At 59.7% G+C, this 23,368-nt stretch carries 23 protein-coding genes and 1 tRNA gene; 10 read left to right on the top strand and 14 right to left on the bottom strand.

Annotation, left to right across the window (positions count from 1 at the left end; all coding sequences use genetic code 11):
* Positions 1 to 36 precede the first annotated feature (36 nt).
* From NKH43_RS26480 to NKH43_RS26470, 3 genes are all read right to left on the bottom strand, one after another.
* Positions 37 to 1,356 carry a UDP-glucose dehydrogenase family protein gene (locus tag NKH43_RS26480; RefSeq protein WP_352860643.1) on the bottom strand — a complete coding sequence of 440 codons (1,320 nt, stop codon included), beginning with the start codon at positions 1,354 to 1,356 and terminating at the stop codon, positions 37 to 39.
* Positions 1,357 to 1,502: 146 nt separating this feature from the next.
* On the bottom strand, positions 1,503 to 2,063 hold the full coding sequence (gene nusG, locus NKH43_RS26475; RefSeq protein ID WP_352860641.1) for a transcription termination/antitermination protein NusG: 561 nt from the start codon (positions 2,061 to 2,063) through the stop codon (positions 1,503 to 1,505).
* 430 nt (positions 2,064 to 2,493) lie between these two features.
* Positions 2,494 to 3,084 (bottom strand): biotin transporter BioY, encoded by a 591-nt coding sequence (locus NKH43_RS26470; protein ID WP_352860639.1) that lies wholly within the window; start codon positions 3,082 to 3,084, stop codon positions 2,494 to 2,496.
* 114 nt (positions 3,085 to 3,198) lie between these two features.
* Between NKH43_RS26470 and NKH43_RS26465 the strand changes: the two genes are divergently transcribed.
* Positions 3,199 to 4,107, top strand: a complete 909-nt coding sequence (locus NKH43_RS26465; RefSeq protein WP_352860638.1) for an MBL fold metallo-hydrolase — start codon at positions 3,199 to 3,201, stop codon at positions 4,105 to 4,107.
* A gap of 13 nt (positions 4,108 to 4,120) precedes the next feature.
* On the opposite strand, the gene NKH43_RS26460 is transcribed toward NKH43_RS26465, so the two are convergent.
* The gene (locus tag NKH43_RS26460) at positions 4,121 to 4,906 is read right to left on the bottom strand and encodes a DUF1499 domain-containing protein (RefSeq protein ID WP_352860636.1); all 786 of its coding nucleotides are present in this window, start codon (positions 4,904 to 4,906) and stop codon (positions 4,121 to 4,123) included.
* A gap of 83 nt (positions 4,907 to 4,989) precedes the next feature.
* A complete protein-coding gene (locus NKH43_RS26455) occupies positions 4,990 to 6,618 on the bottom strand; it encodes a fatty-acid--CoA ligase (protein WP_352860634.1) in 1,629 nt (542 codons plus the stop codon).
* A 177-nt stretch (positions 6,619 to 6,795) separates the two neighbouring features.
* On the opposite strand from NKH43_RS26455, the gene NKH43_RS26450 reads away from it, so the two are divergent.
* Together NKH43_RS26450 and NKH43_RS26445 are read left to right on the top strand one after the other, a co-directional pair.
* Positions 6,796 to 7,182 carry a hypothetical protein gene (locus NKH43_RS26450; RefSeq protein WP_352860683.1) on the top strand — a complete coding sequence of 129 codons (387 nt, stop codon included), beginning with the start codon at positions 6,796 to 6,798 and terminating at the stop codon, positions 7,180 to 7,182.
* A 126-nt stretch (positions 7,183 to 7,308) separates the two neighbouring features.
* Positions 7,309 to 7,698, top strand: a complete 390-nt coding sequence (locus NKH43_RS26445) for a DUF427 domain-containing protein (protein WP_352860632.1) — start codon at positions 7,309 to 7,311, stop codon at positions 7,696 to 7,698.
* Here the strand turns inward: NKH43_RS26445 and NKH43_RS26440 are convergent, their stop codons facing one another.
* The 7 genes from NKH43_RS26440 to ppdK form a co-directional block, all read right to left on the bottom strand.
* Positions 7,699 to 8,436: a polysaccharide deacetylase family protein gene (locus tag NKH43_RS26440; RefSeq protein WP_352860630.1), complete on the bottom strand. Its 738-nt coding sequence runs from the start codon at positions 8,434 to 8,436 to the stop codon at positions 7,699 to 7,701.
* Positions 8,437 to 8,781: 345 nt separating this feature from the next.
* Entirely contained in the window at positions 8,782 to 9,483 is a 702-nt protein-coding gene (locus NKH43_RS26435; RefSeq protein ID WP_352860628.1) for a glycosyltransferase family 9 protein, read from the bottom strand.
* A gap of 302 nt (positions 9,484 to 9,785) precedes the next feature.
* On the bottom strand, positions 9,786 to 9,956 hold the full coding sequence (locus tag NKH43_RS26430) for a hypothetical protein (RefSeq protein WP_023721752.1): 171 nt from the start codon (positions 9,954 to 9,956) through the stop codon (positions 9,786 to 9,788).
* Positions 9,957 to 10,120: 164 nt separating this feature from the next.
* Positions 10,121 to 10,288 (bottom strand): hypothetical protein, encoded by a 168-nt coding sequence (locus NKH43_RS26425; RefSeq protein WP_352496032.1) that lies wholly within the window; start codon positions 10,286 to 10,288, stop codon positions 10,121 to 10,123.
* 178 nt (positions 10,289 to 10,466) lie between these two features.
* Positions 10,467 to 10,616, bottom strand: coding sequence for a hypothetical protein (locus NKH43_RS26420; RefSeq protein WP_352860626.1), 150 nt, complete (start codon positions 10,614 to 10,616; stop codon positions 10,467 to 10,469).
* Between the two features lie 169 nt (positions 10,617 to 10,785).
* Positions 10,786 to 10,971 (bottom strand): hypothetical protein, encoded by a 186-nt coding sequence (locus tag NKH43_RS26415; protein ID WP_352860624.1) that lies wholly within the window; start codon positions 10,969 to 10,971, stop codon positions 10,786 to 10,788.
* Positions 10,972 to 11,057: 86 nt separating this feature from the next.
* The gene (gene ppdK, locus NKH43_RS26410) at positions 11,058 to 13,733 is read right to left on the bottom strand and encodes a pyruvate, phosphate dikinase (protein ID WP_352860622.1); all 2,676 of its coding nucleotides are present in this window, start codon (positions 13,731 to 13,733) and stop codon (positions 11,058 to 11,060) included.
* A 14-nt stretch (positions 13,734 to 13,747) separates the two neighbouring features.
* On the opposite strand from ppdK, the gene NKH43_RS26405 reads away from it, so the two are divergent.
* The 4 genes from NKH43_RS26405 (at position 13,748) to NKH43_RS26390 (ending at position 18,038) form a co-directional block, all read left to right on the top strand.
* Positions 13,748 to 14,008 carry a hypothetical protein gene (locus NKH43_RS26405; protein WP_352860620.1) on the top strand — a complete coding sequence of 87 codons (261 nt, stop codon included), beginning with the start codon at positions 13,748 to 13,750 and terminating at the stop codon, positions 14,006 to 14,008.
* A 195-nt stretch (positions 14,009 to 14,203) separates the two neighbouring features.
* A tRNA-Gln gene (locus tag NKH43_RS26400) sits at positions 14,204 to 14,278 on the top strand.
* A gap of 252 nt (positions 14,279 to 14,530) precedes the next feature.
* On the top strand, positions 14,531 to 14,899 hold the full coding sequence (locus NKH43_RS26395; protein WP_352860618.1) for a VanZ family protein: 369 nt from the start codon (positions 14,531 to 14,533) through the stop codon (positions 14,897 to 14,899).
* 1,069 nt (positions 14,900 to 15,968) lie between these two features.
* Positions 15,969 to 18,038, top strand: coding sequence for a calcium-binding protein (locus NKH43_RS26390; protein WP_352860616.1), 2,070 nt, complete (start codon positions 15,969 to 15,971; stop codon positions 18,036 to 18,038).
* Positions 18,039 to 18,315: 277 nt separating this feature from the next.
* Here the strand turns inward: NKH43_RS26390 and NKH43_RS26385 are convergent, their stop codons facing one another.
* Positions 18,316 to 18,861 (bottom strand): hypothetical protein, encoded by a 546-nt coding sequence (locus NKH43_RS26385; protein ID WP_352860614.1) that lies wholly within the window; start codon positions 18,859 to 18,861, stop codon positions 18,316 to 18,318.
* 748 nt (positions 18,862 to 19,609) lie between these two features.
* A complete protein-coding gene (locus NKH43_RS26380) occupies positions 19,610 to 19,810 on the bottom strand; it encodes a hypothetical protein (RefSeq protein WP_352860612.1) in 201 nt (66 codons plus the stop codon).
* A 28-nt stretch (positions 19,811 to 19,838) separates the two neighbouring features.
* On the opposite strand from NKH43_RS26380, the gene NKH43_RS26375 reads away from it, so the two are divergent.
* The 3 genes from NKH43_RS26375 (at position 19,839) to NKH43_RS26365 (ending at position 23,357) form a co-directional block, all read left to right on the top strand.
* Positions 19,839 to 20,216 (top strand): hypothetical protein, encoded by a 378-nt coding sequence (locus NKH43_RS26375; protein ID WP_352860610.1) that lies wholly within the window; start codon positions 19,839 to 19,841, stop codon positions 20,214 to 20,216.
* Positions 20,217 to 20,413: 197 nt separating this feature from the next.
* On the top strand, positions 20,414 to 21,595 hold the full coding sequence (locus NKH43_RS26370) for a magnesium transporter (protein ID WP_352860608.1): 1,182 nt from the start codon (positions 20,414 to 20,416) through the stop codon (positions 21,593 to 21,595).
* A gap of 490 nt (positions 21,596 to 22,085) precedes the next feature.
* Positions 22,086 to 23,357, top strand: coding sequence for a tetratricopeptide repeat protein (locus tag NKH43_RS26365; RefSeq protein WP_352860607.1), 1,272 nt, complete (start codon positions 22,086 to 22,088; stop codon positions 23,355 to 23,357).
* Positions 23,358 to 23,368 lie beyond the last annotated feature (11 nt).

Here is a 23,368-nt window from a genome sequence, read left to right as displayed (position 1 = left end):
AATCCCGCAAATCGGGTCCTATGAAAACCTGGACGTTCACCTAACAGGATACCGCTCTCGGCCGACGCTGGAATAGGCAATGCCTTCCTTCACGACATGCTCCCCGCGGTAGACGTTTCGCAGGTCAACCATCACCGGCGTCGCCATGAGCGCACGGAGCCGCTTGAGATCCAGCGACCGAAACGCGTTCCATTCGGTGACAATGACGATCGCATGCGAGCCCTCGGCTACTGCGTAGGCGCTTTCCTCGAATGCAATGCCCTCGATCATCTTGCGCGCCAGTTCCATGCCGACTGGATCATAGGCCTTGATCGAAGCGCCTGCATCCTTGAGCGCCTGAATGATGGCCAATGAGGGCGCATCGCGCATGTCGTCGGTGTTCGGCTTGAATGTAAGGCCGAGGATACCGATGGTCTTGCCACGAACAGAGCCGCCGCAGGCCTCGACCACCTTGCGAGCCATCGCCCGTTTGCGCTGGTCGTTTATCGAGACCGTCGTTTCAATAAGCCGCACGGGGCTTGCCGCGTCCTGCGCGGTCTTGACCAGCGCCAGCGTATCCTTCGGGAAACAGGAGCCACCGTAGCCCGGCCCGGCATGAAGAAACTTTGCGCCGATGCGGTTGTCCATGCCGATGCCGCGCGCGACGTCCTGCACATCGGCTCCCAACCGCTCGCAGAGATCGGCAATCTCGTTGATGAAGGTGATCTTCATGGCCAGAAACGCGTTGCCGGCATATTTGGTAAGCTCAGCCGTACGCCGGCTCGTATAGAATATCGGCGCGACATTCAGCGAGAGCGGGCGGTAAATTTCGCCCATCACCGCTTTGGCCCGTTCGGCATCGGTCCCGACAATGATGCGGTCGGGCCGCTTGAAGTCCTCGATCGCCGATCCTTCGCGAAGGAACTCCGGATTGGAGACCACCGCAAAATCGGCGGCCGGATTTTGCTCGCGGATGATCCGTTCCACCTCATCGCCGGTACCGACAGGGACGGTCGATTTCGTCACCACGACCGTAAATCCTTTGAGCGCGCGGCCAACTTCGGCGGCCGCCTCGTAGACGAAAGACAGATCGGCATGGCCGTCGCCACGCCGTGACGGCGTGCCCACGGCAATGAAGACAACATCCGATTGAGAAACCGCATCCGCCAGATCGCCATCGAAACGCAACCGACCTTGCACCGTATTCGTGGTGACGAGTTCGTCGAGCCCTGGCTCGTAGATCGGTATCTTGCCGAGTTTGAGCATGGCAAGCTTTTCCGCATCACGATCGACGCAGCAGACCTGATGGCCAAAGTCGGCGAAGCAGGCGCCCGAAACGAGCCCTACATAGCCGGCACCAATCATCGTTATTCGCATACCGCGTGCCCTCCATCAGCGCCGATCAGAAAACCTCGCCAGACGGCGCCTACTCCCCGCCGAACGACGGCTACCGCACTCCCGGGTGAAACCCGAGAGCGCATCCTACAACAATTTACATCACGACGCCGCCTTGATGTTTGCGGCTACGCGATTGCTACGAGATCCCTGGCATCCAAGTCGACGGGGACCTCGCCATTCATGATGGCAACCAGAACCCGGGCTCTTCCAGCTGGATCGAGTCGATCAAGGCGACCGATCATTTCCGCGAAAGGGCCGGAAAGGATCCGAACCGAAGCACCGGCTGCGAGGCCGCCGCTGAAATCGAGCAGGCCGTGCCTGCCGGTTAACGCAATGAGGCGCTCTACTAGACCCGAGGGGACCGGCAAAGGCCGATCGCCTTGCATGACGAGGGAGCGCACACCGAATGTTCCGTTGATGGACCGCCAACGTTGCAGGCCCACGTCAAGGGCGATGAACATATAACCCGGGAAATAAGCCGCAGCTCGTGTTTCGAGCCGCCGGGCATGACGCACGGTTTTCTCGCAGCGAGGCACAAACGGCTGAAATCCCTGGATCCGGAGATGCCGTTCGGCGACATCTTCCTTTCCGGGAAAGACGGAAGCCGCGTACCAGCGGGTTGCCGGCGCGGCCGGGTCTGGCGACAGGGTGGTTGCGTCACTCGTTGTTTTTTTCGCGCTAATCACGTGTCTCCCTCTCAGGGCGGGCGGGCATATCGGCGCCAAGGGTTACGACAGTGTGTCGATGCCAGCAAGCAACCATGTCGCGAGAATGAGGACGGTTCATCAAAAAATTGCCCGCGAATTGTTCATGAAATTAGCTGTGCCTAAATAACCATCGGGCCGCTTTCTTTTTCAGCTGCCCGATGTGCGATATCGGGCAATTCGCTGTGACGCGTAGCTCTTTGGTTACATTGGCACGGCGACCCCGATTGTTCTGGTGCTTAGTCGACCGACTTGAAGCTAATATGACGGGTCGCCAGCATGTCGCTGCGGGCAGGATACCAGCAGAGCTATTCCAGTTTGCGAAAAAAGCTGTTTCGAAAGGCGGTCGACGAGATTGCCAGTAAGTCGTGAGATCCAGTCATGGCAGAGCGATGCCAATTCTTGATCGGCTTCACGAACGCTTCAGCAGCGACCAGACAGCCGGCACCAGGCTCGCGGCCAGCGCGACCTTGATCAGATCACCGACCATAAAGGGCAGCACACCGAACTGCCACGACTTTTCCGGGCCGATCAATAGCGCCAGCCAGGCAAAGCCCATCGCCATCATGACGATCTCGGCCACCAGCATCGCATTAAACAACTTGATTGGATGACGATCCCAGCCACGATCGGCAGCCCAGCCGACGATCACCGCCATGACGACGAAACCGGCTAGATAACCGCCGGTCGAATCGAGCATGTAGGCAATGCCGATGCCTTTTTCCGGCGTGCTCTGGAAGACCGGAACGCCCAGTGCGCCCTCGGCCATGTAGAGAAGCAGCGTGGCGACGCCGAGGCGCATGCCGAACGCGGCGGCAATCACCAAGACAGCAAGCGTCTGCATCGAGATATCGACCGGTCCGAGCAGGACCTTGGTCTTGGCAGACAAGATCAGCAGCAGCGTTCCGGCGATCGCCAGCAAAAGCTGTCCTGCCAGCCGGGCCGCACCCTTTTCAGGCAAAGCGAGAGAAATAAGCGGACGCATCGTCGTTGCAATTGCCATGGTCTTCCCCGTTCCGGATTGCCGCCGAACGCGGCCTTGCGTTTTCCTATATTGGCTTCCGTGCTATGCGGCAATCGGTTTTGCCCTCCCCCCAAAAAAGGTCGCGACGTTCGCATGGCGCTGAGATTCGATACCAGCTTCGACCCGTCCTATGGCAAGGGCGTGACCGTTGCGCCAGACGTGCTTCGGATCACGGCCCCGAATCCAAGCCCGTTCACCTTTCACGGAACCAACAGTTATATCGTCGGGCGCGAGACGCTGACGGTTATCGATCCGGGTCCGGATGACGAGGTGCACCTTCGAACGCTGCTCGAAGCGATCGGGACCAGGCCGGTCAGCCACGTCTTCGTCAGCCACACGCATCGCGACCATTCGCCGCTGGCGGCACGACTGAAGCAGCACACAGGTGCCGTGATGTTGGCGGAAGGACGGCATCGCCCCGCGCGGCCGCTGCACACCGGCGAGGTCAATCCGCTCGATGCCAGCGCCGACACCGACTTTGTTCCTGATATCGCGCTGCCGGACGATATGGTGATCGACGGTGACGGCTGGGCGATCCGGACGGTGCTGACGCCGGGCCATACCGCCAATCACGCGGCCTTCGCACTGGAGGGGACCGGCATCCTTTTTTCGGCCGATCACGTCATGGCGTGGTCAACCACGATCGTCGCGCCGCCGGACGGCGCCATGGCCGACTACATGACATCGCTCGATCGGCTGATCGGGCGCGACGACCGGCTGCTGCTGCCCGGTCATGGCGGGCCGGTGACCGAACCGCGCAACTTCATGCGCGGATTGAAAGCCCATCGCAAAATGCGCGAACGGGCGATTCTGGAGCGGATCAACAGCGGCGACCGTACGATCAGGACTATGGTGGAGGCGATCTATCGCGATACCGACCCGCGCCTGCATGGCGCGGCCGGCCTGTCGGTGCTTGCCCATCTGGAAGACCTGGTGGCGCGCGGTATGGTCCACACCGACGGCGCGCCGGCTATTGACGGCATTTTTTCGTCGGCAAAGTAGTATCCCTCGGATGTCATTCCGCCGGCGCCACGCCCACCTGGCCGGCGACTTCCTGGTCGAGCTCGGCAAGGAAATCGGTGATGCGCGCTGCATTGTCGCCAAGGTCATAGCGGCCGTAACGCGAGGCCGAGCGCATATCGACGATGACGGCGTCGCCATCGTCGGTCACGCGGATGGCGACATCGGCGGGAAGGCCAAGCAGGAAGCTCTTGGCCAGCGCATCGACCGTCACGTCGCTTTGCCCTGCTGCGTCGGGAAATGGCGCCGCGAGCTGCCAGCCCCGCCGATCGAGCACGGTTTTGACCGCCTCCAGAACGCGATCGAAAGGCAAGGTGTAGCTGCGTCCGGTAACAAGCGGATAAGCTTCGGTTTGCAGGCGCTGCTCGCCGGGCGTCAGCGGCAAAAGCTCGTTCATATCCATTGTCCGGGTAGAAATATCGAGCGCCGGCGCGTCGTCGAAATCCGTCGAGATGTCGCGCAGCGGCGGATAGGTCGCCGCCCAATAGGCCGCGACAGCGTAAGGGATGAGCACCAGAAGCGCCAGCAAGGCTCCGGCGGTCAGGTCTTGACCGCCACGATCACCGAAGTTCCACAATCGCGCGAAGGCAAACCCGGCAAACAAAAGCGCAAACGCAGCCAGCAAGGCGACAATGCCAAGCACCCATAGGAAAGCTTGGGTCTCGACGAGGTCATAGCGATGGCCGATGAGAGCGGTCAGCAGCAGGACTGCCGAAAACGCGCCGGCGCGCCGCGACCAACCGGCAGCCCTCGACGTTTGTCGCTCGGCAATTACCGTCATTGTTTTCCGCGCTGCCCCAACCCGAACAAAGGTATAGTGCCTTTCAGCGGCGGCTTGAAGGCGCAAAGACGCCGCATCTCCGGTCAATCCGTCGGCAGGTGATAATCCCGGAACTGCTGACGCAGGGTAATCTTCTGGATCTTGCCGGCAGCGGTGTGTGGGATTTCACCGACAAAGGCGACGTCGTCCGGCATCCACCACTTCGCCACTTTGCCGTCCATGAACGCGAGGATGTCCGTCTTGGCCGGCTCCCTGCCCGGTTTGCTGACGACCACGAGCAAAGGCCGCTCGCCCCATTTCGAATGCGGAATGCCGATGGCGGCGGCCTCCGCCACGTCCGGATGCCCGACCGCGAGGTTCTCGAGCTCGATGGTCGAGATCCATTCGCCGCCCGACTTGATCACGTCCTTGGCGCGATCGGTGATCTGCATATAGCCGCCGGGGTCGATATGCGCGATATCACCGGTATCGAACCAGCCGTCTTCATCGAACTGTTCGGATCCGATGCCGCCATAATAGGCGCGCGCGACGGCCGGCCCGCGGACCTTGAGTCGGCCGAAGGTCTTGCCGTCCCATGGCAGTTCGTTATCGTCGTCGTCCGTTACCTTCATTTCGATGCCGAACGGCGTAAAGCCCTGCTTCTGCTGGACGGCGAGGCGGGCGTCACCCTTCAGCCCGGCATAGTCCGGCTTCAGGGTGCACAGGGTGCCGACCGGCGACATCTCGGTCATGCCCCAGGCGTGGACGACCTGGACATCGTAATTGTCCTGGAACTTCGTCGTGATCGCGCGTGGACAGGACGCGCCTCCGATGACGACTTTCTGCAGATAGGGTAGTTTCTTGCCGGTCTCTTCCAGATGCTGGAGGAGCATCATCCACACCGTCGGCACGGCGGCGCTGAAGGTCACCTTCTCGGTGTCGAGCAGCTCGTAGATCGAAGCGCCATCCATCTTGCAGCCGGGCATGACCAGCTTGGCGCCAATCATCGGCGCGCTCTGGGCAAGGCCCCAGGCATTGGCGTGAAACATCGGCACGACCGGCAATATGGTATCGCGCGACGACAGGCCCATGGCGTCGGGCATCGCTTCGATCATGGCGTGCAGCACGTTCGAACGATGGCTGTAGAGGACGCCTTTCGGGTCGCCCGTCGTGCCCGAGGTGTAGCACATGCCGGCAGCGGTGTTTTCATCGACTGTCTTCCAGGCGAAGTTGCCGTCGGCTTGAGCAAGCCATTCTTCATAGGCAACGACATTGGGCAGCGCAGTCTCGGGTAAATGCACCTTGTCGGTCAGCACGATAACCTGCTTCAGCGACTTGACCGCGCCGGCGATCTTTTCAAGCAGCAGCAGGAAGGTCAGGTCGACGAAGATTGCCTTATCCTCGGCATTGTTCATGATCCAGGTGATCTGCTCGGGAAAGAGCCGCGGGTTGAGCGTGTGATAGATCGCGCCCACACCCATGATGCCGTACCACGCCTCGATGTGGCGCGCGGTGTTCCAGGCCAGGGTCGCGATGCGGTCGCCAAGCCCGAAACCGTCACGCTCTAGCCGCTCGGCGACCTTCAGGGCACGATCATGGATTTCGGCGTATGTGCTGCGCACGATCGGCCCCTCGATCGAACGCGACACGATCTCGCGGCTGCCGTGCTGCCGCTCGGCGTTGTCGATCAGCTTGTGGCAAAGCAGCGGCCATTCCTGCATCAGCCCGAGCATCTTGTTCCTCCCGTTATTTTTTTGCGCCATTGTGGGACGAACCGGCGGATTGTCCAGCCAGAACCGGGCTGAAGCGGTGCATAGAGCCAAACGAGGCGAAATTCGCCACAATCCGGCCATGCTCGGCGTTAACGTTGATTAACAGCGGGGCGCGATTGGCGAATGAAAGAGGTTCGCATGGACGCGCAGCTCGACGACAAAGCCCTCGAAAATACGCTTGCCGAAAGTCTGGCCGTTCTGGTGGCGGCCGATGTCGCGCAGGCCGATCTGGTGCCCGACGCCAAAACCGTTTCCGAAGATGAATTCGTCGAGGTCGTCGGTGGCGCCCTCGAAGCGGTCGGCGGCACGCTCTTGTTCAAGATGTGCGTCGAGAACGAGGGCGAAAGCCAGCACGTCGCTGCCGCCTGCGTCGGCGATGGCGGCAATCGCCAGTTCCTGCTGCTCACCTTGCCTGCCAGCGGTGGTGCGCTGAAGGTCGAGACCACCTCGAAAAGCACCAATCCGGTGGCCGGCATTGCCGCCGCCTATGCCGGGCTGATGGACGCATTCCAGGCCGCCGCCTGAGTTTCGGCGAAGCGGAAGAAAGAGGTGAGACTTGCCCCCGCGGGCGACGCTTTGGCGTCGCGGCAGGCAGGTCTTGCACAACGCGCTTGCCAGACACATTTGGGGCTCGAGGCAAGGAGATCCGACATGGACCAGATCGCAAACCCGTCACCCGGCTTTCAGCGCAATCCGGGTAAGATCATCACCGTCGAGCCTTACAAGGGTACAGTGACGGTGCGCGCCGGCGATGTCGTCATCGCCTCGTCCAGAATGGTCAAGGTGCTGACCGAATCGCCCTATCCCCCCGTTTTCTACATTCCGTTCGACGACATCGACTTCAAGCAGCTTGGCAAGACCGAGCACTCGACCCATTGCCCCTACAAGGGCGATGCCAGCTATTGGAGCGTGCTGCCCGCCGGCGATGCAGGCAAGGATGCGATGTGGGCCTATGAGCAGCCTTACGACGAAATGGCGGATATCCGCGATCACGGCGCATTCTATCCAAGCAAGGTGACCATCGAGGCTACGCCCGACTGATCAGTCGGTGGTGCCTTCATTGCCGACACCGTCGGCATCGTCGAGCCGGACGAAGGTGAGGCCCTTGGCCTTCAGCGCCAAAAGCCCCTGCATTACGCCTTCGCCGGCCGCATGGGTCGGCTGGTTGATGTGAGCGATGATGACATCGCCGTCGTTTGCTGCCGCGATGCGCCGGGCGGTCTCTTTTGCACCGAGCAATGAGCCGCCGTCGCCGTTGATCGAGAAGCCGGCGATCTTGAAGCCAAGCTTGCGTATCATCGCGATTGCCGACGGGCTGTATTCGGCGGTCGCACCGCGAAACCATTTCGGCGCCGGCTCGCCGGTCACGGCGAGAGCGGCTGCACCGGATTCGACCTCGGCCAGCACGGCCTGCGGGCTGCCGGCACTGCGAATGCCGTAGATCTTTTGCGGCGTGTCGACGGCCGGGACGTGGCGGCCACCATGGTTTTCCAATTCAAACAGGTCGGGGTGCGCCCGCATGATCTCGACGGCGGCGGCGTTGTGCTTCAGCCAGATGCCGGTGACGAAAATGGTGGCGGGAATCTTGTTTTCCACCAGCGCCGAGAGAATCCTTGTGTCGGTCTTTCCGCCGCAGGCATCGAGCGTCAGCGCGACGCGGCCGCTGCCTGCGTAGGGCTTGATGTGCAGCGTCGGTTCGACGAGCAACTGGGCGTTGCCAGGCGAGACAGCCCACAGCAATATCGCAACTGCGCAAAAATGCTTTTGGAACAGGCGCATTGATTGTTTCCGGGTCGGCCAGATCAAAGTTGAAGCGGCGACCCAAGGCCGGCATCAAGGCGGAAATCGGGACGATGCCCCTGCAAAAGCGTCGGCAGCGGCAATTTGACCGTCGGCCTGACCTTTGGCAAGCGCGAGATCACAATGCGTGCTCCACGTCCTTACCCGTACGTGAAAGGATCGCGCGCACCGCGTCCGCAACCGCTTTGACCTCAAGTCGCCAGACGCAGCAAGCCTTACTCGCATCGGTCCGGCGGCACAGGTTCCTGGCTATGGACTCGCAAAGTATCGAGGGCCGCGGCGTAACCCTGGCCACGGCGACAGGACCTCAGACGGCCGGGTCGGTCAGGCCGAAGAGACCGACAACCGGCGTTCCCGCGGCGGCGGCCATGTGCTCGGGCCACTCTCGTTCCCCAGAAACAGGCGTGCCTGGCCGAGGACTGCCAGCAGCGTTGCCAGTGACATAGCCCCGGCCACGTTGACGACCGGCGAAGCGGCCTTGGCGACGATGCGCTCGGCAGATGTCCGTTCATCGAGGCCGCCGACAAGCGGGAAGTCCAACGCGGTCTGTCGCGAGATCTCGTCGATCGCCAGCGCGAACTGTAACCGGCGCGGAGCGCGCGCCAACGCGTAAAGCTCGCGACCACGCTGCACAGGAGTGCAACGTATCCGAACGCGCCGGAACGCCACCACGTCCGAGGCGACGCCACGACCCATCAGGTACCGGCAAAAGTCCGCCTCGCAAAGGAACACGATCCTGGCCCTTGGATATTGGAGGCGCAGGTAACTGGCGAGCGCGGAGGCGAGGACAAGATCACCGATGAATTCGTCTGGAGGAATCGAGCGGACGTGCGTGGGCGGGTTCTGCAACACCTGTTTCTGGCACCGGGGCGGGTTTGGGGCTGGAAACTGGGCAGAAATGATGTCGGGATTTGGAGCCGTCACGCGAACGTTCTGGTTACAAATTGGTAAGGACAGATGCTGGTGGATTCCAACGCTGATCCGCAGCAGTTCTTTGCAGCCTGCGCCGCCGATTGCGCGGCGCATCTATTCCAGATCGAGCAGACCAAAGTCGAGGCAGCGATCCCAAAAGCGCCATCACAGCGCCAGGTCACAGTGCGTGCTGCAAGTCATTAACCGTGCGTTAAAGGCTCTCGTCACCGCGCTAACATCCGATTGATCCCGAGCCGTCAGACGCAGGTTTTGTTCTCACTGGCCAGTTCCTTGGCCACGCATACTATAAAATGGGTCAAACCTGCTCCACGACAGACTATTGCCATCCGAAGCTGCGGCTCAAACCTGCCGTCGTGTGAGCCGGCACTGATGCTGATCATGTTGCAGGCTTTAGTTTACCGAGGGTTGTCCTGTGGCTTTTCTTGGCCTTGAGACTTCGACCACCAGACAAAATACAGCGAGCCCATCTTCATCACAGGCACGCGGCGGTCGCGTTCCCGGGCTCGCAACTCACGATAGGTCTTCATCTTCAGAGTGCCGCCCGGCAACCTGATACGCACTGCCATCGGTTCAACTCCCGTTGTGCAACGCAGCAATTGTGTGCAATGCGGTAAGTAGAGACCTTCCGTTACGGAAGAGTCAACAGCAGCGTCATCAACTTATTTTGCGAGCTGGCCGGCGCAGGCTTCGCGGTGCCGGGCGGGCAGGCGCATGCCTGTCCGAAGGAGCTTCATCCTGGCGAGTGGTCGTCAATCAGGCGCTGGCGGTTCGACCACCAGGTGAAATAGACCCGGCCGAGCCTGACGACGGGTACGCGGCGGGCGCGTTCGCGATCGCGCAATTCGCGATACACCTTCACCTTCAGCGTGCCGCCAGGCATCCTGATACGCACCGCCATCGATTCCGCCACCCCATTGTGCAACGCAGCACAAGAGACCTTCCGTGGCGGAAGAGTCAACGCCTGCCCGCTGACTATTTTTGGGATTTGGCGAGCGGTCTTCGGAGGTTTGGCGCGCGGCGGTTCCTGATCCCGCACGGAGGCGCCAGTGCCCGGTCGGGGATCGTCGGGTGCGCGGCTATTTCCTGGGCGGGGATTTTTTGGGCGAGGATGGACGATCGGACATGCCGCTCGGCCACCAGATGACGAAGTAATTGCCGACCTGCCAAACCGGCACCTCGCGATTCTGCTCGCGACGCCGCAGCTCGTCGTTTTTCTTGATCTTCAAAGTTCCGCCTGGAAGTCTGATTCTTATCGTCACGTGTCCTCCCGCACCCGCTACAGGTACGAACGATATACGCGAACAGTTTCATCCCGGCTAAGCAATTTCATCCAGGCCGAGCAATTTCGGGGCCGGTACAGCGCGCCGGACCGGCGCGAGATCGCCGAAACCGGCTCTATTTGAAGAAATCCGCAATGCCGTTGATGGCCAGCACCGCATAGACGATCGGTCCGGCGATAAACGCACAATAAAGGCAGAGGATCGCTGCCAGCACCGCGAGCAGCGGCTTGTCGCGACCGACGGCGTGGAGCTCGGACCTCACCGTCCAGCGCGCCGCAGCGGTTTGTTCATCATCAGGCATGTGCACCATCCCGCGGCCATTTCACACGGCGGGTCAAAAACATCAACCTTGCTTGCTGCGAGGAGGAATCTTAGGTCGGGATCTATTCACGCTCCGGCTTTCGCGGCTTGCACCGCCGCTTGCGCGGCGGCCAGCCTGGCGATCGGCACGCGGTAGGGCGAGCACGAGACGTAGTCGAGGCCGACCTTCTCGCAGAAATGGATCGAGGCCGGGTCGCCGCCATGCTCGCCGCAAATACCGAGCTTGAGATCGGGCCGCGTCGCCCTGCCCTTTTCGGCCGCCATCCGCACCAGTTCGCCGACGCCCTCTATGTCGAGCGATACGAATGGATCCTGCTCGATGATGCCTTTTTGCCGGTAGGTCTCGAGGAACGAAGCCGCATCGTCGCGCGAGATACCGAAGGTGGTCTGGGTCAAATCGTTAGTGCCGAAGGAGAAGAATTCGGCAGCCTCGGCGATGACGTGGGCGCGGATCGCGGCGCGCGGCAGTTCGATCATTGTGCCGGTCAGATAACCGATCCTGACGCCGCTCTCCTCCATCACGCTTTTGGCCACGGCGTCGATGCGTGCCTTGACGAAGTCGAGCTCCTTCACCAGCCCGACCAGCGGCACCATGATCTCTGGAACGACCAGTGCGCCGGCCTTCCTGCCGGCCTCGACAGCGGCCTCGAAAATAGCGCGCGCTTGCATCTCGGCGATTTCGGGATAGGAGACGGCAAGCCGGCAGCCGCGATGGCCGAGCATCGGATTGAACTCGTGCAGCGCTTCGGTGCGCCGCCGGAGCTTGTCCGGCGATACGTTCATGGCGGCGGCGACCTCGGCCACCTCCTCCTCCGTTTTGGGCAGGAATTCATGCAGCGGCGGATCGAGCAGGCGGATCGTCACCGGCAGCCCGGCCATGATCTCGAACAGTTCGAGGAAATCCGAGCGCTGCATCGGCAACAGCTTGGCCAGCGCCGTTCGCCGGTCCTTTTCCGTATCGGCCAGGATCATCTCGCGCATGGCAATGATGCGGTCGCCGTCGAAGAACATGTGTTCGGTGCGGCAAAGGCCGATGCCTTCGGCGCCAAAGGAGCGCGCCATGCGCGCGTCGAGCGGCGTCTCGGCGTTGGTGCGCACCTTCATGCGGCGCGCGCCGTCGGCCCATTCCATGATGGCGGCGAAATCGCCCGAGAGTTCCGGCTGCAGCATCGGTACCGCGCCTTTCAGCACCTGGCCGTTGCCGCCGTCGATGGTGATGATGTCGCCCTTGCGGAAGGTCGCGCCCATCGCCATCAGCGTGCCGGCGTTGTAGTCGACGCGCAGCGAGCCGGCTCCTGATACGCAAGGCTTGCCCATGCCGCGCGCCACCACGGCGGCGTGGCTGGTCATGCCGCCGCGCGTCGTTAGGATGCCTTCGGCCGCATGCATGCCATGGATGTCTTCGGGGCTGGTCTCGATGCGGACCAGGATCGCCTTGCGGCCTTGCGTCTTGGCTTCCTCGGCGTCGTTCGAGGAAAACACGATCTCGCCGGTCGCAGCGCCCGGGGAGGCCGGAAGGCCGACGCCGATAATGTCGCGCGCCGCTTTTGGATCGATTGTCGGATGCAGCAACTGGTCGAGCGAGGCCGGATCGATGCGGGCGACGGCCTCTTCCTTCGAAATCAGTCCATTCCTGGCCATGTCGACGGCAATCTTCAGCGCCGCCTTGGCGGTTCGCTTGCCGGACCTGGTCTGCAGCATCCACAATTTGCCGCGCTCGATAGTGAATTCGAGATCCTGCATGTCGCGGTAATGTTTTTCCAGGCGGTCGGAGATACTGACGAAAGCCTGGAAGGCGTCCGGCATCAGTTTCTGCAGCGACGGCTTGTCGGAGCCGGCGGCAATGCGCGCCGCCTCGGTGATGTTCTGCGGCGTGCGGATGCCGGCAACGACATCCTCGCCCTGCGCATTGACAAGGAACTCGCCATAGAGCTGCTTTTCGCCGGTCGACGGATTACGCGTGAAGGCAACGCCGGTGGCCGAGGTATCGCCCATATTGCCGAAGACCATGGCCTGGACGTTGACCGCCGTGCCCCAGCTTTCGGGAATGTCGTGCAGGCGCCGGTAGGTGATCGCACGGTTGTTCATCCAGCTGGAAAACACCGCGCCGATTGCACCCCAGAGCTGCTCATGCGGATCCTGCGGAAACGGGTTGCCGAGCTCCTCCTCGACCTTCGCCTTATAGAGCGCAATCACCCCTTGCCATTCGATGGCTGTCAGCTCGGTGTCGAGCTCATGGCCAAGCCCGCCCTTCTGGTCTTCGAGGATTTCCTCGAACACCTCATGGTCGAGGCCCATAACGACGTCGGAATACATCTGGATGAAACGGCGGTAGCTGTCATAGGCGAAGCGCGGATCGCCTGAATCGGCGGCCAGTGCTTCGACCGACTCATCGTTGAGGCCGAGATTGAGCACGGTGTCCATCATGCCGGGCATGGAAGCGCGGGCGCCGGAGCGCACTGACACCAAAAGCAGTTTCGAGGGATCGCCGAAGCGGCGCCCGGTCAGCCGGCCGATGTGGTCAAGCGCGACCGCAACATCCGCTTCCAGCGAGGCCGGATAGGTGTGGCCATTGGCGTAATAGGCGTTGCAGACCTCGGTGGTGATGGTGAAGCCCGGTGGCACCGGCAGGCCCAGGCTGCACATTTCGGCAAGGTTGGCGCCCTTGCCGCCGAGCAGATTGCGGTCGCCGGCACGGCCTTCCGCGGCGCCGTCGCCAAAGGTGTAGACCCACTTGGTCATGCTTGATCCCCGGTTTGCAGGAGCTGGAAGTACTGGCAAATCGAGCGATATGGTGGTGCAGTGCGAAAGGCAAGGCATCGACCAAGCCGGCGGCCCTCTACAATCGATTAAGCGATATTGATGCCCAGAAGACCGGGTTCTCGGGCGTACCTGCCACAGCACATAACGAGAACAAACAGACAGAACTGACCGGAAAGTTCGATTATGGCAGCGATGGGCGGAACGCTGGGACAGGGCGGCATTATCTTAAAGCGATTCGTGGTGCCGGGCTGTAAGCGGTAGGAAGTGGCAGGCTAAGGCGAATGGCCGGGCATCGTACAAACGCGACGTATTGTGGGCTAGAGACAATGGTTCGGTCGTGCATAAAGGAGCAATGGGGATATCTTTGTATCTTCGCCGTGCATCTTCGTCGTTGAGCTTTCCCTCGGCTCGTCTTATAAGGCCGCGCGCAGCGGGCACGTCCCGCCTGATGGGGCGTCGCCAAGTGGTAAGGCATCGGTTTTTGGTACCGACATTCCCAGGTTCGAATCCTGGCGCCCCAGCCAATTTCACATGGTCAGCTTTTGACAACGAAATTAATTTTGCGCGCACGAAAAATAGACGGCAAGTCGTGTCAAGTATTGCAATTTTTGAAGACGAATGTGGCGGCTCGCATGGACGCTTGGTTGATTTTGGACAAGCGGATGCGATCGTGGCGGGGAAGGTATCACCTCGCCTTGCGTCATGCGGAGCCGGTTCGACCTCGGTGCCGGCTTTACCTAGCAGCGTTCAGCCTGCCAATAACACGTCGGAGCAGAATGAGATTACACCCAATCGCTGAAAAAGTAGCCCTTTTCGTCACCCTGATTGCCGTTATGCTGCTTGCACTTCTGCCATCTCTCCGTCTCAAGGAGTTCGGCTTCGATATTGGCTTCCATTATGACAAACTTAATCACGGTATCGCTTTCGCGGCACTGATGGTTGTTGGGAGCCTCGGTTGGCCGGAACGCAAAATGAGTTTGACAATCTTTCTCGCTTTAGTTGGTGCCGCGATTGAAATCCTTCAGGGTACGACCTTAATAGGGCGCGATCTCGATGGATTTGATTGGGCGGCTGACTGCGTAGGCATCACATGCGCCCTGGTAGCCATTGGCTGTGCTAATTCGCTTGTTAGACGAGCGGCTTAAGGAGTGTCCGGGGACTGCGCCGATCTGTTCCTGCAGACATACATCAAGCCGTTCGGAGACGTCCTCGCCGATGAGGATTTTTTTCAGCCCCTCGCAACTAGCAGGCGTTTCGGGCCAATAACTACGTCGACCCGTTCCGGATAGGCCGCAAGCCCTTGAGGGGGGGGGCGCTTCGCTTCGAGTTGCCCCCAGACTTTTCCATCTGCGCTGCGATCGCCGACATGCCGGGTTCAATCTGATGGTGGCCAGGCGCTATGATATTTTGGTTGAGCTGCATCTCCGTCACAACAGTCCCTGGCAGAACCCGCCGTCCAGCCAGGACCGAATCTAGACGTGACATCTCCGGCGGCCGCAATGTCATTTTGCGAGTGACTTGGTCGTGAGCTGGCACGCGCCCAATAGCTATCCACAACAAATTGGTGTCGCCGGGCAGAGAACATGGTCCAGCTAACATGTTAGCTTAGCGGCGACTCTATTGGCCTGCAATCAAATGCATGCTGGGAGGACGGGCGACTTGCCTGGCAGAGATCTTGTGTTATACATTATATCTTGTGACTATCATAATAATACATATTTTTTCTGACGCCATTTTAGAGTTGCTATCGCATAAAGCTGTTCTTTTATTTTTACTGTTCAATTAACTTTGTAAAAAAATTATATTTTCTTAATGAATGTTCATGTAGATTTTCTTATCATTGTGAGGGAGAATAGAATATAGGAATATCTTAGCTTATATCTGAGGCGATACATTGGCACTCTTCTGAAACAGAATTTATTTATCCCGCAGTGCCCGGCTATCTTAATAGTATAATTTTCGCGGCAGTGTGGCACCCCTGCTAGCGATCAACCATTCTATCAGGGCGTGCAGGTATGTGATTTGGCGCTAATATACACCTTCTAGTAGGCAGACATCCGCGGGGCGCTATCGAATCAAAATGAGGGATTATGGATGGCGACTCTCCATTACACGTCGGGCGGGTCCGGCACGGACATTGCAAAAGCCGGATTCAATCTGGCTAGCGTGCAATATGTTGACCAGGTCAACGAGCTGCCAGAGGGCATGAAAGGCTTGGTCTACCTCGACGAGGCCAACGGCGTAACCCAATCCTTTATCGACAAGGTTACGCCTTTCCTCGGCAATCCGAACGTATTTGGGTTCTTCCTGGTTGACGAGCCGGATCCCACCGGCCAATGGGGTACCTACGCCTCTGCCGCGAATCTGAAGGCAGAATCCGACTGGATCCATGAGCATTTTCCAGGCGCCAAGACCTACATCACAATGATGAGCCTGGGGACGTCGGCGAATCCGGATTTTAGGGGCACGTACAATCCCCCCAATACGGGTATCGATTACTACGGCATAGATGTCTATCCCGTCCGCACGGATGGCCCGGTCGACTACAACATGATCGACAAATTCGTCGCCGCCGCTCAGGCATCGGGCATCCCGACGAGCCAGATCGTTCCGGGCTACCAGGCGTTTGGAGGTGGCGAGTATAACACCGACATGGGTGGCAAATATGTGGTGCCCACCGCCGCCCAGATGGAAATCATGATGGAGCACTGGGCCAAGCTGGTTCCGTCACCCGCCTTCGACTACGCATACGCCTGGGGTTCGCAGCGAGGCGACACAGCGTTGGAGAGCTCTTCGGAACTGCAGGCCGTTTTCCGGCAACACAACCTCTCAACGACGGGGACCACTCCGCCTCCCGTCGACACAAGCGACACCTTGTATGGCACCAGCGGCGACGATGTGTTTCACGGAGCCGGCGGCCACACAATGATCGGCTATGGCGGCAATGACACTTATTATGTCGATGACATCCGCGATAAGGAGATTGAGGCGGCGGGCGGCGGCACCGACAAAGCACTCGCCTCCGTAAGTCACGTCCTTTCGGCCGGGTCGGAAATCGAGCTTCTCGCCACCAGCAATCCGTACGGCACGACGGCCATCAATCTTACAGGCAACGAGTTCGCCCAGAGCATTCAGGGCAATGCCGGCGCCAATGTCATCAACGGCCTCGATGGCGCCGACACGATGGTCGGCAATGGTGGCAACGACAGCTACTATGTTGACAATGCCGGCGACAAGGTGATTGAGGCGTTGGGCGGAGGAGGGGATAAAGTGCTCGCCTCAGTGAGCCATGCACTTTCAGCCGGCTCACAGATTGAGGTTCTCGCTACCACTGACTCGACCAGGACGACGGCAATCAACCTCACCGGCAACGAGTTCGCCCAGATCATCGCGGGCAATGCCGGCGCCAATGTCATCAACGGCGGCGCCGGCGCTGACATGATGGTCGGCTATGGCGGCAACGACACCTATTATGTCGACAATGCTGGCGACAGGATGTACGAGGCGGTGGGGGGCGGCACAGACAAAGTGCTCGCTTCGGTGAGCCATGCACTTTCGGCCGGCTCGCAGATTGAGGCTCTCGCCACCACTGATTCGACCAGGACGACGGCAATCAACCTCACCGGCAACGAGTTCGCCCAGATCATCGCGGGCAATGCCGGCGCCAATGTCATCAACGGCGGCGCCGGCGCTGACATGATGGTCGGCTATGGTGGCAACGACACCTATTATGTCGACAATGCTGGCGACAGGATGTACGAGGCGGTGGGGGGCGGCACAGACAAAGTGCTCGCTTCGGTGAGCCATGCGCTCTCATCTGGCTCGCAGATTGAGGTCCTCGCCACCAGCAACCCGTCTGGCACGACAGCGATCAATCTCGCCGGCAATGGCTTTGCTCAGACGGTTCAGGGCAATGCTGGCGCGAACATCATTAATGGTGGTAGCGGTGCCGACATCTTGACCGGCAACGGAGGCAATGATGCTTTCGTGTTCAATAGTGCTCTTGGAGCCGGCAATATCGACAGGATCACCGACTTCAACAAGCTCCAGGACAAGATCCAGCTCGATGACGCGGTTTTTGCCGGGCTTAAGTTGGGCGGCCTTTCATCCGATGCTTTCTTTGCTGGCACGTCCGCCCATGACGGCTCCGACCATATCATCTACAACAGCTCAACCGGAGCGCTCTCTTTCGACAGCGACGGGATCGGTGGCGCAGCTCAAATACAGTTCGCCACTCTCTCTCCAGGTCTGTCGCTTGCAGCAGGTTCGTTCCTTGTGATCTGAACAACCCGGAACGGCGGACCTTCAACTCGAGCCGGTCCGCCGCTCCGCCTTTGTTCAAGCACCCGATTTTCCAAGCAGGTGGACGCCCACTTCGGGCTGACGTTTTTAGGCCGTCGGCAATGCTGAGAACGATGTTTGCCTGGAAGTTGAAGGTTCTCCTGAGACAGCAAGTTGGTGGATACATATTCATATCTCACCGTCACTTTGTCTTTCAGTTGCGGACACAGTTGCCAGCTTGGCGCCCAGAGAGCTTGGGACGCAGTTCCCCGTGAGGGGGCTATCCAGGCGTCGTCTGCCGGGCAATGTGCATCAGATCGCCGAGTGCTGAGCGGATCTGCGGCCAGGGGAACTCGGAGCATTCCTCCCACGTTTCGCCCTCCCGCAATAAGGCATCAAGCTTGCCCGCCACACCCCCAAGAGTCGTAGCGGGGGTGGTCGAGAGGGCTGCCAGAAGATCCTTCGTCCGGTTGCCAGCCTCGCGCTCGGCCATGAGCGCGGCGTTGTAGCCGGTTTGCTCGGCAGCTGCATCCCAGCGTGCCTGATGCAAGGCGAAATCAGCTTCAACTTTCTGACGCAGAGCCGACGTGTCCGGCCCTTTGCCGAGCACTTCATTGAGCGCCTCGACAGAATGGACCGTCACCTCGTCACCCTCAGTTAAGCGGACGATCGCACAAGGAAAGCCGACGCTCTCAACAAGTCTCATCTCCAGGCGTTGTTGCATGCGGCAAAGCTTCTCGGTTAGCTTGTGATAAGGGGTGATTAGTAGGGCGAGTTGCCTGCAAGAAGAGGGGAAACGTTTGAGCCGCATTTTGATAACGTTCATCCGTAGCAATCTGCTTCACAATATCGACTGCTTCAGCCGGGCCGGGAGAGAAGCAAAACATCAATTACTTAGCACGTTTGGCAGATGGCAAATTGCATCGGGCTGCAGCAATTTCAGGTAACATCTATGGCGTATTGAAAAGGTGCCCGGCGCTGAGACCAAGCGAAAGTGGAAAAGCCATGATGGCTGTCTCCATCCATTTGTATGACGGGCGAGATAAACATTTGGCGCCTAATCCGGCTAAATTCGAGAGGGCTATCCGCGTGTTTGAAGGCGCTTACCGCAAGGCTGCTCTGAGTAAGGTTGATTGCCAGGCCGCGAAGGCCAAGGACCCAGATAGTTACCGGTAGATGTCTGCCTTGGGGCCAATCCATATGGCGGGAATTATTATGGCCGTAGCCAAGAAGGGCCAGGAGCGCGTAACCTACGCTTGGATGTACCGCATGCAGGCGCGCTAGAATTACCAGGAATTACAAGAATTACGGTGACAGTGAACTCTTACCAAGACGCCTAGCTCCTCGTCGACCACTGCGGTGTCACCGACGTCCTGACTTGCGATGCTCCCTGACTGAGGGCTTCGCAGACAAATCGGCAAAGCCCGTCAAAACCACAAATGAGGCAGGCGGCGAAGAAATAATGCGCTGTCACCGTAATTTCCTCGTGCCGTTGGGAGACGCAGAATCAAGCGTGCAGATAAGCAACCAACAAAAGGCCGAGTTCGATGAGGCTGGAGTTATATGGTAAGCCGTCAGCGGTCGGTCCACCAGCCGCTGGCGCGAGCGGCATCGAAGCACACTTTCCTAGGATGGGTGGCTTTGAGCGCGGCTTTCAGAGCGGCAACGCCACGATTGTACTCTTTAGTTTTGTCATACTTCCTATCCTCAACAAGAAAGTCGCCAAAACGTCTGTCGTCATAGATCGATTGAGAGCAAAACAAATAAGCCGCCATCCGATATCCATGATCGAAGGCAACCGAGTTGGCGTGGGCGGCGGTTGGAACGAACGAGTTTGCGCAAATCACCATTGCCGCGAGCGGCATCATGCAAATGCAAGATAATTTCATTGTTGTTGGCCCTCTCCCAAGACGCAACGAACTTGCCGAAGTTTTTGCCTTGGTGCAAGACAGTCATAAATCGCCCTCGAAGGAGCTCGTGCTCCACATCCTTCTGTGCAACCAGTCGCAGATCTTAACCCGCCATGGCGTCGATAGCTGGTGGAACTGGCAAGATGTGCCGGATGAGGCAAATCAATTCGAACGCCGGAGGCCTCTGCAGAATTTCCGGGTTTTGCGTTTCATCGGTGCGGCGTGCTCGCAGGAGCCCAGGAAAAGATCGGTGAAGTTCGCAACACGTTGAATTCTCGGCGACACGCAGAGGTTACAGCCCGCCTGTATGCACCCCGCAGTGGCTCAGATTTGTCTGGGTACGGTCTACTCGGCGCCTGGGGAAGGCGAAGATTCCCGGATCGAGCCGCTTGGGCACTGCGCCAGGGCAGAGCGATCAGATTCGTGTCATACCGTCAGAGGCAAGACACTCGCAATTCGGGGGAACAGATGAAGGAAGAGAACGACGTTCAGAAGCTGGTGCGCACGCTGCGTGCTCGAGCACCTGATGACGCGGCTGAATTGCTTGCCCGTGAGTCTCCCGAGCTCATCCAGGACGCACTAAAGTTGTTGCCGGATAGGCACGCCCGGAAGGTGGTGGAGCATTTGCCGCCGCATATGAGGCCTATCAAGGCTCATAGCGATGGCATCGCGATCCCGGAGTCGCTCGTCGAGCTGATGGACCCGATCCCCGGCAGCGTTCCTGTCGGTACGGCGGTCGCCGCCGCAGTGGACGCCGTCAGACGCACTCAGGTGCCGACCGAGCTCACTTATCTCTATGTCACCGACGAGGGCGACAAACTGGTTGGCCTCGTAGTCCTGCGCGATCTGATGCTGAGCGAACCGGACGCAACCGTGGATCAGATCATGCTGCCGAAACCGTTCGCCCTTCCCGTCAGTATGTCTTTGAGCGAAGCCTGCAAGGCGGCGGTACGCCGCCACTATCCGGTGTATCCCGTGGTGGACGCGGAGAACCGGCTGCTCGGGCAGGTTCGCGGCTGGCGGCTGTTCGAGCAGCAAATCATCGAGATTTCCGCCCAGTCTGGCCAGATGGTGGGTGTCCAGAAGGAGGAGCGTTCTTTCACGCCGCTGATTTCAGCCTTCCTGAAGCGTCATCCGTGGCTGCAGCTGAACCTGCTGACGGCCTTCATGGCCGCTTTCGTGGTCAGTTCGTTCACAGGCACGATCGAGAAGATCGTCGCCTTGGCAGCGTTCCTCCCGGTCTTGGCCGGGCAGAGCGGAAACACCGGCTGCCAGGCACTGGCTATGACGCTCCGTGGCCTTGCCCTGGGCGATGTGGACAAACGGCCGAAGCTGCACCTGGTGATGAGGGAGGGCGCCCTCGGGATCGCCAACGGCGTGCTCGTCGGTCTTGTGGCGGCTGCGGCGATGTGGTTCTACGCCTCGCGGCAACCGGAGTCGGCAGCCCAGGCGCCCATGCTGGCACTTGTGATCCTGCTCGCAATGTCCGGATCTTGCCTCATGTCTGGAATCTCCGGCGTGCTGATCCCGTTAGGGCTGCGGCGGGTCGGCGCCGATCCGGCAGTCGCTTCGGCGATCTTTCTCACCACCGTGACCGATATCGTAGGCATGGGACTGATGCTGGGGCTGGCCACCATGCTCGTGCTGTAGCAAGGCGCGTCTGGTGACGCATCATGGAGAGATAGGTTCCTATAAGCTGACCTCGTCGCGTTCAACGAAATAGCAAGAGCAATGCCGCGTCGCGTAGACGTGGTGAGAAGCACCTCGAGGCAGCTCTCCGATCGCTTGCGCAGTGCCACGGAAGACCTTTGGATGAGCCGTGGCGTGACCGTGATGGCTCATTTGGTGACCAGATACGCGCAGGATCGCGCAAAACAATATTAATCTTGTCGGCCGTGCAATCCACGACTGGTGATGATTTGAGTTAGTTGCCTATCGTGCCGAATACTGCAATTGTTACTGCAACGGTGAGAAGATTTTTTACAACCAGCGCAGCCGCAATACGAATAACTCCGATGGTTTGTTGCGCGGCTGCAACAGCTGTTGAAAACTCGGACGATTTCGTCAAAGTTCAGTCGCTTTTTTTCTTTTGGTCGTGCTAAGTCCTTTGCACTGGTCGGGTTTGGGGTGGGTTCTCGGCATGCAATCTTCGTTTCGGACGATCTTCAGCTTCGCTGCGGCGCTGCTTTGTACCGGCGTATTGCCGGCCGGCGCACAAGGTCTTTTTACGGCCTATGACGATGCGTTTTCGGCCCGCATCGCCAGTCCGGCCGACAACGGAACGCTCGCCCAGTTCGTCACGGTTGCCGTCAACGCCGGGCAGTACGATCAGGCGATCTCCTCAATCGAGCAGTATCTGATCAAATATCCCCGCGATGCGCGCGCCCGGCTGGCGGCCAGCCGGTTGTACTATCATGTCGGCTCCTATGAATTGGCCCGCCGGCAGGTGCAGTACGGCATCGAAGTCGGTGGCTTGTCGGCAAGTGAGCAGCAGGAAGCTGTTCGCCTGCTCGCCCGCATCGAGCGCGCGTTGCGTGGCGTCACCTGGGAACTCGCCCTGACTGGCGGCGTGTTCAGCGCATTTACCGATTTTGAGCCCGGCGGGGCGCAGGACGACGACAGCTTCGTCTCGCCCTATGGGCGGGCGGAAGGCTTTGTCCGATGGGACCTCGGCACGCCAAGTGCCGACGCTCTCGTTCTTTCGGGGTCATTGACGGCGACACAGCGCTTTTTCACGCCAGACCTGTCGGTTCCGGGTGGCAAGGAGACCTTCATCCACGGCAACGCCGCGATCACCTGGGACAAGGGATTACCCAACAGTGGGATCGATTCGCTGCGCCTGCTGCTTTCCGCGTTCACAGTTACGGATCGCTTCGACAGCGATATCCAGGAAACCGGCATCGGCGTCAGTGGGCGCTTTCTTGTGCGCCCGACGGTCGAGACGACGCTCTTCGCCGGTGGCGGCTACATCGATCTAGGCGCCTCGCAAGGCATTTTCGCCGATAGCAGGCTTTTCTATGAGGCAGGCGGCAGCTACCGCTTCCGCAATGGCCAGGCGCTCGGACTGCGCTTTGTCGGCTCGAATGACTTCGCCTCCGGATCTGAAATCGGCCGCAGCTACACGGGCGAGGTCCGCTATGGCGGCCTGTTGATGAACGTACCGGATCTTTTCGCATGGTCGCATCAGGTCGCTTTCTCGGCCGGACATAGCGACGCTCCCGATCTGTCCATCGGCATCGGCACAAGTATCAAGAGCGACTTCTGGCGCATTGCCTCGGAAAGCGATTTTCAGCTGACGGAGTCGCAGAAGATCAGCGTCGATCTCGCCTATCGCGAAACCAACTTCGACATCGCCAGCCGCGACCGAAAATCGTTCGAAATGCTCATGAGCTACACGTTGACGCTCAATTGAAAGAGGCCGCG

It is taken from the genome of Mesorhizobium sp. M1163, assembly GCF_040318415.1.
GTDB lineage: Bacteria > Pseudomonadota > Alphaproteobacteria > Rhizobiales > Rhizobiaceae > Mesorhizobium.
This window is presented reverse-complemented; position numbering and strand designations above follow the sequence as displayed.